The organism is Undibacterium sp. Ji42W (assembly GCF_049340405.1).
In the GTDB taxonomy this organism is placed as follows: Bacteria; Pseudomonadota; Gammaproteobacteria; order Burkholderiales; family Burkholderiaceae_D; genus Undibacterium.
Genome location: NZ_JBMPOV010000027.1, coordinates 1 through 11,424, shown reverse-complemented (window position 1 = coordinate 11,424; position 11,424 = coordinate 1). Strand labels below are relative to the sequence as shown.

General features: G+C 53.2%; 12 protein-coding genes. 6 read left to right on the top strand and 6 right to left on the bottom strand.

The genetic code is table 11. From position 1 onward, the window contains the following. The first annotated feature begins 38 nt into the window (after positions 1-38). The gene (locus tag ACO0LG_RS29365) at positions 39-491 is read left to right on the top strand and encodes a hypothetical protein (protein WP_423032137.1); all 453 of its coding nucleotides are present in this window, start codon (positions 39-41) and stop codon (positions 489-491) included. 112 nt (positions 492-603) lie between these two features. Here ACO0LG_RS29365 and ACO0LG_RS29360 read toward each other — a convergent pair whose 3' ends face one another. Next, entirely contained in the window at positions 604-1,086 is a 483-nt protein-coding gene (locus ACO0LG_RS29360; protein WP_423032135.1) for a LysE family translocator, read from the bottom strand. A gap of 130 nt (positions 1,087-1,216) precedes the next feature. Here ACO0LG_RS29360 and ACO0LG_RS29355 point away from each other — a divergent pair, with 130 nt between their 5' ends. Beyond that, positions 1,217-1,369: a hypothetical protein gene (locus ACO0LG_RS29355; protein ID WP_423032133.1), complete on the top strand. Its 153-nt coding sequence runs from the start codon at positions 1,217-1,219 to the stop codon at positions 1,367-1,369. A 398-nt stretch (positions 1,370-1,767) separates the two neighbouring features. On the opposite strand, the gene ACO0LG_RS29350 is transcribed toward ACO0LG_RS29355, so the two are convergent. From ACO0LG_RS29350 to yjjJ, 5 genes are all read right to left on the bottom strand, one after another. Further along, on the bottom strand, positions 1,768-2,673 hold the full coding sequence (locus ACO0LG_RS29350) for an ornithine cyclodeaminase family protein (RefSeq protein ID WP_423032131.1): 906 nt from the start codon (positions 2,671-2,673) through the stop codon (positions 1,768-1,770). Between the two features lie 19 nt (positions 2,674-2,692). Beyond that, positions 2,693-3,946: a D-amino acid dehydrogenase gene (locus tag ACO0LG_RS29345; RefSeq protein WP_423032129.1), complete on the bottom strand. Its 1,254-nt coding sequence runs from the start codon at positions 3,944-3,946 to the stop codon at positions 2,693-2,695. Between the two features lie 7 nt (positions 3,947-3,953). Beyond that, positions 3,954-4,757 carry a gamma-glutamyl-gamma-aminobutyrate hydrolase family protein gene (locus ACO0LG_RS29340; RefSeq protein ID WP_423032127.1) on the bottom strand — a complete coding sequence of 268 codons (804 nt, stop codon included), beginning with the start codon at positions 4,755-4,757 and terminating at the stop codon, positions 3,954-3,956. Positions 4,758-4,915: 158 nt separating this feature from the next. Further along, the gene (locus ACO0LG_RS29335; protein WP_423032125.1) at positions 4,916-5,815 is read right to left on the bottom strand and encodes an amino acid ABC transporter substrate-binding protein; all 900 of its coding nucleotides are present in this window, start codon (positions 5,813-5,815) and stop codon (positions 4,916-4,918) included. Positions 5,816-6,545: 730 nt separating this feature from the next. Then, the gene (gene yjjJ / locus ACO0LG_RS29330; protein WP_423032123.1) at positions 6,546-7,904 is read right to left on the bottom strand and encodes a type II toxin-antitoxin system HipA family toxin YjjJ; all 1,359 of its coding nucleotides are present in this window, start codon (positions 7,902-7,904) and stop codon (positions 6,546-6,548) included. A 268-nt stretch (positions 7,905-8,172) separates the two neighbouring features. Here yjjJ and ACO0LG_RS29325 point away from each other — a divergent pair, with 268 nt between their 5' ends. The 4 genes from ACO0LG_RS29325 to ACO0LG_RS29310 all read left to right on the top strand — a co-directional run. Further along, the gene (locus ACO0LG_RS29325; protein ID WP_423032121.1) at positions 8,173-9,165 is read left to right on the top strand and encodes a LysR family transcriptional regulator; all 993 of its coding nucleotides are present in this window, start codon (positions 8,173-8,175) and stop codon (positions 9,163-9,165) included. A gap of 242 nt (positions 9,166-9,407) precedes the next feature. Next, positions 9,408-10,559: a branched-chain amino acid ABC transporter substrate-binding protein gene (locus ACO0LG_RS29320; RefSeq protein ID WP_423032119.1), complete on the top strand. Its 1,152-nt coding sequence runs from the start codon at positions 9,408-9,410 to the stop codon at positions 10,557-10,559. 98 nt (positions 10,560-10,657) lie between these two features. Further along, positions 10,658-11,143 (top strand): hypothetical protein, encoded by a 486-nt coding sequence (locus tag ACO0LG_RS29315; protein WP_423032117.1) that lies wholly within the window; start codon positions 10,658-10,660, stop codon positions 11,141-11,143. A gap of 35 nt (positions 11,144-11,178) precedes the next feature. After that, positions 11,179-11,424 (top strand): hypothetical protein (locus ACO0LG_RS29310; protein WP_423032115.1); only part of this gene is annotated, 246 nt, incomplete at its 3' end.

Genomic DNA, 11,424 nt, shown 5'->3' with positions numbered 1-11,424 from the left:
CAGACAAATCGCTCACAGACATATTAAGGATTATTATCATGAACAAACTCATTACCGCCCTGATCGCTTCTACCGTTTTGATGGGTAGCGCATTTGCACAAACTCCTGCGACGACACCTGCAACTACGCCAGCAAAAGCAACAGCAGCAGTGACGGTAGCAACTCCAGCGACTGTTGCAGCAAGCACAGTAACACCAGCGGGTAAGGCCGTAACGACGACTGCAATGGCAACAAACACTACTGCAACAACTACACCTGCAACTACGCCGGCAGGGACTCCGGCAACGCCAGAAGTCAACACGGCAGCAGCAGGAAAAACAGTAGAGAAACATGAAAAGCACATCAAGCACGCCGTTCATGAAAAGCATGCCAAGGCAAAGACTGAAGTGAAAACAGAAGTCAAGCCAGAAGTAAAAGCGGAAGTCAAAACTGATACAGCTAAAGTTGCCACAGCAGGCACAGGCAAGACAGCAACACCAGCAACAAAATAAGTTGCAGGGTTGTAGCAGCAGGCAATATCAGGTCTGAAAAAAAGACGCTTCATCATTCGCGATGAAGCGTCTTTTGTGATGTGCAAGTTATGTGCAACAGGCAAGCCAGGTATTAACGTGCCGATGCTACCAGCTTGATACCCAATGCCATCATGACGCCACCGGCAGCGCGGTCCAGCCATTGTTTGTAACGCAAGTAAGTCGTGCGCGGTTTCTCTGACGACAGGACGACTGCGACTATCGCATACCAGTTCGCCTCTATGCAAAAGACACAAGCCAGCAGCAATATATCAAACGCCAGGCTTTGTGTGCGCGGCATGAAGGCAGCAAACACGCTGGTATAGACGATGGATGTCTTGGGATTGCTGACCTGGGTAGTCAGCCCCAGCAACAGCGATCTGCGCAAATTGCGTTCACCCGATACTTCAGTGGCGGCAATCTGCAAGGGCTCAGCCGCACCACGCCAGATGTTGAAACCCAGATATGCCAGGTCAATTCCACCCAATACCTTGAGCGCGATAAACAGCACAGGCAAAGCCAGCAAAACGCCCTGCAAGCCCAGCAAGGCTGCCAACGCAAGCAGCGCACCACCCATGCCCATGCCTACGCGGCACTGACACCTTCAGCAAGGGTTGATGCCATCGCGGTGCGGGCGATCATCACAAAACTCGGGCGTTCCTGGGTGTCAAGAAATTTGACATAGCCACTGAGAGGGAGGAGTTTCAGTGAAATTTTTGATACCTGAACAGCACTGGTCCAGCGCCTATGGCTATTTCCAGCACCCGCACACCAGCCGCCCGACCTGCCGCAGCGTTGCTGAACAGGCGTACGAACAGGCAAATGTAAACAATGAGGAGAAGATTGAGCATGCCAGGTGAGATGGGAACAGGGCTGGCGCAATGGTAGCCCGTATGGCAGGGTGTGCGATTTGCTTTTTTTATGTCAGCACATGCGGCGTATTGCAATACCCCTGCTTCACTAATGACAGGTGGGCGGCTTGCGTGCTTGTAACAGCGCTAGACGAATGCGACGAACGCCACTAGATTCCAGCCTGCGCTGGAATGACATTGCTACGATAGTGGATGATCAAATTTTCTGGTTTTAATTCAACCGTATTCTCAAAGTCGTCATCCCAGCGCAGGCTGCGATCCATGTGAGCAAAGTCCGTTGAGGGGGAACGACCATCAACGCGTAGGGTGCGCCGTGCGCACCGGTTGTGCTTCCAAATCGCTGAGTAAAATCAACGATGGTGCGCACGGCGCACCCTACCAGGAACTTACCCAGCCAGCTTACGATAAACAAACTCCGCCAGCGCCACGTCTTCAAGCCCTACACCTATGGCCTTGTAGAGAATGATGTCGGATTCATTGCTGCGTGTGCCTGCGCCTTGCACCACGTCAGTCATCTCCAGCACATCGTCCCATGCAACGCTGTTCTGGTCGCACAGGAGCAAATCACCTGCCTCATAGGCGGCCTGTTTTTTCCATTCAACGACGATTTTGCTGGCGCGGCGTATCAGGGCATCATCGACTTCGCGGGTATCTGGTTTGCTGGATCCGATGGCGGCGACAAAGGCTCCGGGTTTGACGGCATTGCCATCAAACAGCGGTGTGGTTGATCGTGTCGCGGTGAGGATGACGTCGGCCTGGCTGGCGGCTTGAGCGGCGCTGGTGGCGCGGGCGGGTATGCCGTATTGGGTAGTGATATGCTGGGCGAAGGCATCCTGGCCTTCTATACCGACCACCAGTACTTCGCTGAAGTTGCGCACGGCGAGCAGGGCTGGGACGTGGGCGCGCGCCTGTATGCCAGTGCCAAAGATGGCCAGGATCTTGGCATCTTGCCTGGCCAGTTTGTCGGCAGCGACTGCGGTGACGGCAGCGGTACGGAATTCTGTCATGGTGTCGCCTTCCATTACGGCCAGCAGGCGGCCATCGTCAGCCGCGAACAAGACGATGACAAAGGTGAACTTGCCATTGATGGTGGAATAAATCTTGGCACCGGCAGCATTCAGGCCGGGGATGATGGCACCCATGGCGCTGAGCTTGGTTTTGCCGCTGTCTATGCGTACCCGTTCTTGCATGGCACCTGCCACTGCATAGTGTGCAAAGGCCTCGCGCATGACGGTGATAGCCTCCTTGACTGTCAACAGTGAGGCGACTTGTTCGTTAGTGATGACTTGCATGATGTGTCCTTCATATCGCTTAGTATTGATAAGGTGTTGAATCTATAGCACCCTGCTCGCCATCGATTTGCTGGGCCAGCAGCTCGGCACTGCCGCAAGCAAGGGTCCAGCCGAGTGCGCCGTGGCCGGTGTTGAGGTAGAGATTGCTAACGGGTGAAGCACCTATAATGGGGATGCCAGTTGGCGTTGCAGGCCGCATGCCTACCCAGGGGTGTATGGCGTGAGTATCTGCCCTGAGCATAGGGAAGAGCTCTCGCGTCTCTTTCAGCAGACGCTGTGCGCGTGTTGCGTTGATCTGCATGTCGTGCCCAACGATTTCTACCCGGCCTGCCACGCGCAGGCGCTCGCCGATGCGGGCATACACGATCTTTCTGGCGCTGTCGGTGATGCTCACAATGGGCAGGCTGGTATCTGTTGCAGGTGCATCCAGCGTGATGCTGTATCCCTTGAGGGGATACACTGGCAATTGCAAGCCAGCCTTGGCGGCCAGCGTGGCAGCGTGCGTGCCATTCGCCATCACAAAGGCATCTGCGCTGAGATCGCCCTGGCTGGTTTGTAGCGCCTGCAATTTGCCTGCCTGCACTAGCAGGCCATTGACCCGGGTGCGGTACAGGAACTTCACATTCGGATAGTGCTGCGTCAGTGCCTGCGACAATTGCCTGCAAAAGAGGGCACAGTCACCGACATCTTCTGACGGGGTGTAGACACCACCCACCCAGCGGGCGGCTGCATGGGCCAGCGCAGGCTCTATATCCAGGCAAGCCTTGGTGGACAAGACTTGCTGCTGACAACCCAGTTGCGCCTGGTAGGCGACTTGCGCAGCCGCACCCTTGAGCGCAGCGTCAGATGAATACATGACCAGCTTGCCTGCCTGGCGCAGATCAAAGTCCAGCGCCAGTTGTGCCTGCAAATTTGCCAGACAGTTACGGCTATAGAATGCAAGGCGCAAAAGTTCAGCCGTGGTCTGCCGTGATTTGCGCTGGTTACAGGCGAGTAAAAACGAGCATAGCCATTTCCACTGCGCCAGCTCAAGAGCAGGACGCCAGCTTAAAGGCGAATCGGGGTTCAACAGATAAGAAGGCATACTGGCCCAGACGGAGGCATCCGCCAGCGGCGCAACATACGAGTAACTGAGCTGCGACCCATTGCCAAAGCTGGCACCTTCACCGGCACCATCGTGCGCCTCGACAATGCTGACATCATGACCGCGTCTTGCCAGTGCATACGCAGTGGTGAGGCCGATGACACCCGCGCCGATGATACAAACTTTCATAATAGACTTATTGAGTAACAATAAATGAGGCGCTGATCGCAGTCCGGTGGCGTGCGGCACTATCTTTCGCCGCTACAACCAGGGCAGTGAACAGGTTTTTTTCGCTCGCATTGACCTGGTATTCAGGATGCCACTGCACACCGATGCAAAATGACAGTGATGGTACTTCTATGGCTTCAACCACGCCATCATCGGCCACTGCTGCGACCTTGACCTTGTCGGTAGAGGATGCAACGGACTGGTGGTGAAGGCTGTTGACCCCGCAGCTTTCTACCCCCAGAATCGCCCGCAATTTACTGCCCTGTTGGATGTGAATGGCATGGCTCGCCAGATCGCAATCTTCAGCCTGTTTGTGTTCTATGTTGGTGGCAATATCAGAGGGGATGTGCTGGAGCAGCTTTGCGCCCATCTCAACGGCAATCAGTTGCATGCCACCGCAGATGCCCAGCACCGGCATGTCACGCGCAATGGCAGCGCGCAACATGGCTTGTTCAAATGCCGTGCGGTCTTCCTTGAGCGCCATTTTTTCTGGATAACGGGCAGACATGCCATACAGGGCAGGGTTGACATCGAACATGCCGCCGGTGATGAGCAAGCCATCAATCTGGTCAAGATAATTCTCTACCGCATCCATGTCATAGGGCAGCACCAGTGGCACACCACCATTGTCACTGATTGCCGCGCAATAATTGCGGCGTACAAAGAACAGGGACTCGATATCGCTTGCGGCAGCACTGCGGTCAGGGGTGATGCCTATGCGGGGTGGTGAAGAGCTGATCATGGTAGGCTTTAATTGGTTTGATGTGGCCATCATCTCCCTTTGGGATGTTGCTGGCAAACCATGAATTCTATGTTCAGCCATTAGTTTTTCTAATGCATGGCTGTCAAACATAAAAAAGCCGGTTCTCGCGACCCGGCTTTTGTTATGCCTGATGATGTGATCAGTCAATGAGTTCTAACCTCTTTGCTTCAATCAGCCACCTTGTCAGACGGGAACTGGAACGAATTGCGCAATAACGCGTTCATGGGCATATCCAGGTTCACACCAGATGGCGGGATGGGATTGTTGAACCATTTTTTATACAGCTTCTCGACATCGCCGTTATAAATGATCCTGGCCATTTCTGCATCCATGAGCTTCTTGAGTTCGATATCGTTCTTGGAAAACATGATGGCATACGGTTCCACCGTCAGTGGGCTGGCGACCACCTGGTAATCTGCCGGGTGAGCGGACATGGCTTTGAGGCCGTACAGCAGCACATCATCCATCGCAAAGGCATCGGCCTTGCCGGTTTCTACCTGATGGAAGGATTCAAGATCATCCTTCGCTTCCAGCAGGGTGATGCGCAAGGCACCCACGTCGTTGCGGGCAGCGATCGATTTGGCATTGGTGGTGGCCGCCGTAGTGACGATGGTCTTGTTGCGCAAGTCTGCCCAGTTGCGTATGCCAGAATCTTTTTTCACCAGCATCTTCGCGCTGGCAATAAAATTCGCAATCGTAAACCCCACCAGCGCACGGCGCTCTGCGGTGTTGGTGGTAGGCCCGCATTCCAGATCCGCCTGACCATCAGTGATGGCCTTGAAACGGCTGGACGGTGTCACTTGCATATAGTCGATACGCAGCTCAGGCCGCTTCAGTTGCAGCTTGATGGCATCGACCAGTTTGAGGCAGATGTCGACGGTATAACCGAGGGGTTTGCCATGATTGTCCTTGTAGGAGAATGGAATCGACGCCTCCCTGGTTGCCAGCACGATCTTGCCACTGCGGCTGATACGCTCCAGCGTCTCGCCCGCCATTGCCGAGTTGCTGATGCTGATAGCGGCCATCAACAACATGACTGTCAGTTTGCGGGTAGAGTAGACCTGCATGAAATTTCCCCATCGTGGTCAAGATGCTGGCGATTGTGGGGGCTTGCAGCCTTGCTCAGCAAACGAAAATTTCTAATCAGGCCTATTAGCGTGGCTATTGGGTTTTGCTGTCGCTTGCGGGTGGTTTGGAGTATCCACGATTGCCTGGGCTGCTGTTACATCTTTCTCGATTTCCAGTTTGACAATGGCACCGCTGCAATCAGTGATCCTGACTTGCAGACCTTCTTTGATGGAGTCATTGTCACTTCCACTAACATGAAAGGCGGCGGTATTAAGCCACCTTCGATAGGGGTACTGTTTGGGCCAGACATCAAATGAACTTGGCGGGTCACCCTTCTTTTTATGCAAAACCAGATTCTCAATCTTGCCTTCGATGACTTCGCATTTTCCTCCTTCATATTCCGAACACAGTTTTGTATAGCCAGAATAACTGTTCTTGAATATCAGTGCTGTAAAGAAGACACCAACTCCCAGAAAGAACTAAGGTAGAAAAGGGGCAAGTTTGTCTGAGCGCGAGCTCCAGGTGTAAGCAGGCAAGCCTTGCCGCTTGCGTGACTTATTAATGCCAATCATGACGGCACCAGCGACCATTGGAATGATTGGAAACAGATTCAGCGTATCTGTCCAGGCCGTTTGTGTAATATCAAAAAGCAGGGTAGAACTCATATTGAGTTTGTAATGGCAAGCTTGTCTTTTAAGGGCCAAAGCATTTTAGCAGTTACGGTGGCTGTCAGTTGTGCATGTTAATCAGGGAACACAGCACATTCAAATGAGGCCCGGCCACTTCGTCTTTGTATGCCTGGGAAATGCGCTTGTCATTTAATGCCGTTGTCCAGAATTGATGCGCCATGTCATGGCATCTGGGCAGATGGCGTAACTCAAGACCTGCGGCAAGATCAGCCACCCATGCCCGCGGCACGATCTCGCCATGTGCGTTGGGCCGGTAGAACATGGGTAGCATGTCGTATGCTGGCAGTAAATGGTGACGCTGCTCAAATGTCCAGGCTAGCGCGATATTGCCATGGTGTTTGTCGGTGTTGCCTATCAGTGTGCCGTAGAGATCGAGAATTTCAACTGTCTCTTCATCTGTTGCTGGCAATTGCCCCATGCGGGCAAGTTCGCGGGCAACAGCCGTCCATTTTTGATCTAGCATGCCAAGGTCGCCATCCATGGCAGCAAAGGTGGCCATGGGGCGGCGGCCTTTCAAGCCAACTCTGTCGAAACGCACCACTTCCAAAAACACGCGCCCGCCCGCTTCAAGCAGTGCTGTTTTTGCGGCAGCAATCTGGTTGTTTGCCAAGGTTTCCAGCGCTAGATGTTCGCAGATCAGCAGGTCAGCCCAGCGGCGGCCATTTGCCGTATCCACAGGCGGTGAAAACTTGACGATGACATGCTCAATTTCTTTTGCTGCGCTGCTTTGTGCATGTCGTTGAATGATGGCGGTGAACTTGGGCTGTTCACCCCCGGCAGAAGAACCTGGCGGTTCTCCCTGCATGGCATTTTCCGCCATGGCAGGGTAGAGCGCCTGACGCTGTGATTCTTGTATCACTGATGCATGTATCCTGCCTGCAGCGGCGAGATATCTGGCATACGACTCATTACCCAGGATGAGATCGCCAGCTGCATGTTCGCTGCGGCGTGAAATGTACTTGAGGACGTGTTCATCTGTCCAGCGCAGGATATCCGCTGGCAAATCCAGGTCAGGGTTTTTGCCTGGCTCCATGCGGCCTAAGAAACCTTGCGGGCGCAAGTCACTCAGAAAATAAGGCATGCCCTGGAACAACTGGCTGGACTTGCCTGTGAGCGCGTAATAAGCGCCTTGCAGTGGATCGATGTTGCCTATGGATTCGATCTGCCCCTGTTCAGTCACCCTGAATACTGGTATTGGTGCATCCACCCCGGCCACCTGGCGCAACAAGGCATAGCTGCGGGCCCTGGCCGCTCCTATCACGAAACCATCGCTCACAGTAGACCACAGGCGTGAAAACGTGGGCTGGCTGATGTCCAGAGTGGCTAGGATGGCGGCGGTTTTCTGTGGCTCTTGCATGAGCAAACGCCTGAGTTTGTCCAGTTGTTGATTTTTAGGCATTTATGATGTGAGTGAATAGATAAAATATCGATATTTTCATAGTAGAGGTTACTCTATATGAATAGATTAGTGAATAGATTTATAAATAGATTTATGAATAGATTTTTTGGTGAAGTATTTTTAATGTTTTGCCATAAAGACATTTTTAGAGCTGATCGCGCATATGTTGTCTGCTTTTGTTCACAGTAAACGATGACATAATTCTGCTAGCCCGGTTCGCACATTTCAAACTTATAATCAACCCAGCCCCACTTTTTAAAGCCTGCCCATGCGCACCCAAAAGCTTGTTACTCCCCTGGTTTTACATGCACTCAAATACTTCGATGCAGCGGCGCGCAACCTCAGTTTTACGCGGGCGGCGGCGGAGTTGCATGTGACCCAGGGGGCGGTCAGCCAGCAGATCAAGGGGCTGGAAGAGCAGATAGGGGCGCGCCTGTTCGTGCGCATGACGCGCAGCCTGCGGCTGACGCGTGAGGGTAGCGAGTTGCACAGGGTGGTCAACCGCCTGCTGCAAGAGCTGGAACTGCAATTACAGGCGATACAACCTAGCCTGAACAATAAGAGTGTAGCGATACGCTCCTCACCCTCGTTCTCGATGATGTGGCTCATGCCCAGGCTCAGTGGTTTTGGGCGGCTGTACCCGGAGATAGAAATCCACTTGCGTGGTGAGTTGTTTGGCATGAATGCGCTGAAGATGAGTGCAGAATCCATCGACATCCTGGTGTTGTACGGCCAGGGACCAGACCAGAGCAACCACCATGCCAGCAGGCTGATGTCTGAATACCTGCTGCCGGTGGCCAACAGTGATTACCTCGCGCGCTACCCGGCGCTGTCACAAGCGTCGGATCTTACCGGGCACATCCTGCTGCATGATGATTCACCGTGGGAGAACGCGCCGCCCTATGCCGAGTGGGGCGAGTGGATGCGTATTGCCACCCAGTGTAGTGATAATGAGGTGCAGGACTTTGTGCGCCACGGCCATCAATACAATCTCTCGCACCTGGCCATCAATGCCGCCACTTATGGGCAGGGCATGGCAATGGCGCGTACTTCATTGATACTGGATGAACTCAGCCAGGGGCAGTTGCAGCCTACCGTGCCTATCTGCGTCAAGGCCAGCGCGGCTTATTTTTTAGTCATCAATGAACATGTCGGTAATAAAAAGTCTGTCAATATCTTCAAAGACTGGTTGACCGAAGAATGTCGTGAATTTGAAACACAGCGTAATGGTATTTTGTCAGGTATTGCGCGCCTGGTCTGATTTCCTGGCTTGCTGCAACAACAGATCAAGCGCAATCGTATTACCCCTGCTAATCCATCTTTTCCCTCTTGGTCACTGCTCCTGCGATGGGCGTGGCCTGTCTTTACGCATTAGCCTTGCTAATTCATACCCTTAGAATTATTGCCTTGTGCATTGAGATGCGCCAGACAATCATTCATTACCGAAAGGCGAAACCGAATTAACAAAACCAACACCTAAACCCCATTCAGAGAGGAATACTCATGTCCACGACCATCAAACTCATCGCCGCCGCATCTTCTGCAGGCATCCTGTTGGCAGGCAATGCCAGTGGCCAGGACCTGCTGGTAAGGATAGGCCATGTCAGCCCCTTGTCCGGGGCGTCTGCACACATGGGTAAAGATACCGAGGAGGGCGCACGCATGGCCGTGGATGAACTCAATGCCAAAGGCGTCTCTATCGGCGGCAAGAAAGCCAAATTTGAACTTCTGTCAGAAGACGATGCGGGAGAGCCAAAGCAAGCCACTACCGTGGCGCAAAAGCTCGTGGATGCCAAGGTCAATGGCGTCATCGGTCACATGAACTCTGGCACCACTATTCCCTCTTCAAAAATTTACAGCGATGCCGGCATCCCGGAGATATCACCCTCGGCGACCAACCCCCAATACACGATGCAGGGTTATAAGACAGCTTTCCGGGTGGTCGCCAATGACGGGCAACTTGGTGGCACGCTGGGTCGCTATGCGGTGCAAATGCTCAAGGCAAAAAATATCGCTGTGATTGATGACCGCACTGCTTATGGGCAAGGCGTGGCAGATGAATTCGTCAAAGGAGCGACAGGTAAACTCGCCTCTGCCAAGATCGTTTCGCGTCAATATACGACTGACAAGGCGACCAATTTCAGCGCCATCCTGACCATCATCAAGTCAAAAAATCCTGACTTGATTTTCTTTGGCGGCATGGATGCCATTGCCGGCCCTATGCTCAAGCAAATCAAGCAACTGGGCTTGAACGTCAAGTTCATGGGCGGCGACGGTATCTGCTCGACAGAACTGGCACAACTGGCAGGTGAGGGCATTGGTGAGGGCAATGTGGTCTGTGCCGAGGCAGGCGGGGTAGAAGAAGGCAAAAAGGCAGACTTGGTCAAGTTCAAAGCTAACTTCAGCAAAAAATATGGTCATGAAGTCGTGTTGAATGCGCCTTATGCCTATGATGGCGTGATGACCATGGTGGCCGCCATGCAAAATGCCAATTCAGCCGAACCCGCCAAATACCTGCCAGAACTGGCAAAGATCAAGTACCGTGGCGTGACAGGAGAAATTGCATTTGATGCGCGTGGTGATATCCGCGATGGGACGTTGACTTTGTACACCTATAAGGGTGGTAAGCGTGAACTGATCGCGGTAACTCATTGATTGTTTATGAATTGCATGGCGCAAACTTTGCCAGTATGTGCCATGCCTGAAAAGTATCAACACGAGTATCAAAGTGAGTATCAAAGAGAGATTCAGCCATGAGTTTGAGCACAGCACAATTTTTACCCGCCTCGCAATACGGCATGTTCCACAAACTGGCCAGGGTACTCGAGCATTTTGTCGCCGTTGCTCCGGCAGAGGTGAGGCTGGATCAACTGGCAAGACACTGCGGCATGAGCAAATATGCCATCCGCAAGATCTGCCTGCGCCTGCAGGAAGAAGGCTTGATATCAGCAACAGAAGACAGCCTGTACTGGAACCTTGCCAAACCCGCAGGTGGCATCACGCTGGAAGACGCGTGGCGCATCAGCATGGCCCACACACCACGTATCATCACCAATGTGCCAGTGACAGGCAAGTTCACCACAGAAATGGATTTGCTCATCACCCAGGCCTTGTGGAACATAGGCCAGAGCATCAGCTCGCACTTGCGTTGTGTACAGCTGGACCGTGTCAGCCAGTCGCAAAGAACAGCACGTCGCTGGGGCAGGCGCGGGGTGCGCAAGGTCAAGAATTTTTTATGAGCGCCCGATAAAATTTCAGGCCCGTAGGGTGCGCCATGCGCACCGTTTCCTGCTCAATATTTTGCGAAAATCCAATTCAAAACCCGGTGCGCACGGCGCACCCTACAAAAAACGACGCCATGCAGTTTGCAGGCGTCGCTTTTATTGTTCCTACGCGCGTAACGCATGAGCACGGTATTCGGTTGACAAGCTACCTGCTGTTTAGAACAACAACACTAAGCCCCACGTCCTGTGGTTTTTTGCGTCAACGCAATGTAGCCGGGCGGCGTTTTTGGCTTACG

Coding starts and splice junctions, on each gene's coding strand:
- ACO0LG_RS29365 (WP_423032137.1), top strand. CDS start 39: ATGAACAAACTCATTACCGCCCTGATCGCTTCTACCGTTTTGATGGGT.
- ACO0LG_RS29360 (WP_423032135.1), bottom strand. CDS start 1,086: ATGGGTGGTGCGCTGCTTGCGTTGGCAGCCTTGCTGGGCTTGCAGGGC.
- ACO0LG_RS29350 (WP_423032131.1), bottom strand. CDS start 2,673: ATGCAAGTCATCACTAACGAACAAGTCGCCTCACTGTTGACAGTCAAG.
- ACO0LG_RS29345 (WP_423032129.1), bottom strand. CDS start 3,946: ATGAAAGTTTGTATCATCGGCGCGGGTGTCATCGGCCTCACCACTGCG.
- ACO0LG_RS29340 (WP_423032127.1), bottom strand. CDS start 4,757: ATGGCCACATCAAACCAATTAAAGCCTACCATGATCAGCTCTTCACCA.
- ACO0LG_RS29335 (WP_423032125.1), bottom strand. CDS start 5,815: ATGCAGGTCTACTCTACCCGCAAACTGACAGTCATGTTGTTGATGGCC.
- yjjJ (WP_423032123.1), bottom strand. CDS start 7,904: ATGCCTAAAAATCAACAACTGGACAAACTCAGGCGTTTGCTCATGCAA.
- ACO0LG_RS29325 (WP_423032121.1), top strand. CDS start 8,173: ATGCGCACCCAAAAGCTTGTTACTCCCCTGGTTTTACATGCACTCAAA.
- ACO0LG_RS29320 (WP_423032119.1), top strand. CDS start 9,408: ATGTCCACGACCATCAAACTCATCGCCGCCGCATCTTCTGCAGGCATC.
- ACO0LG_RS29315 (WP_423032117.1), top strand. CDS start 10,658: ATGAGTTTGAGCACAGCACAATTTTTACCCGCCTCGCAATACGGCATG.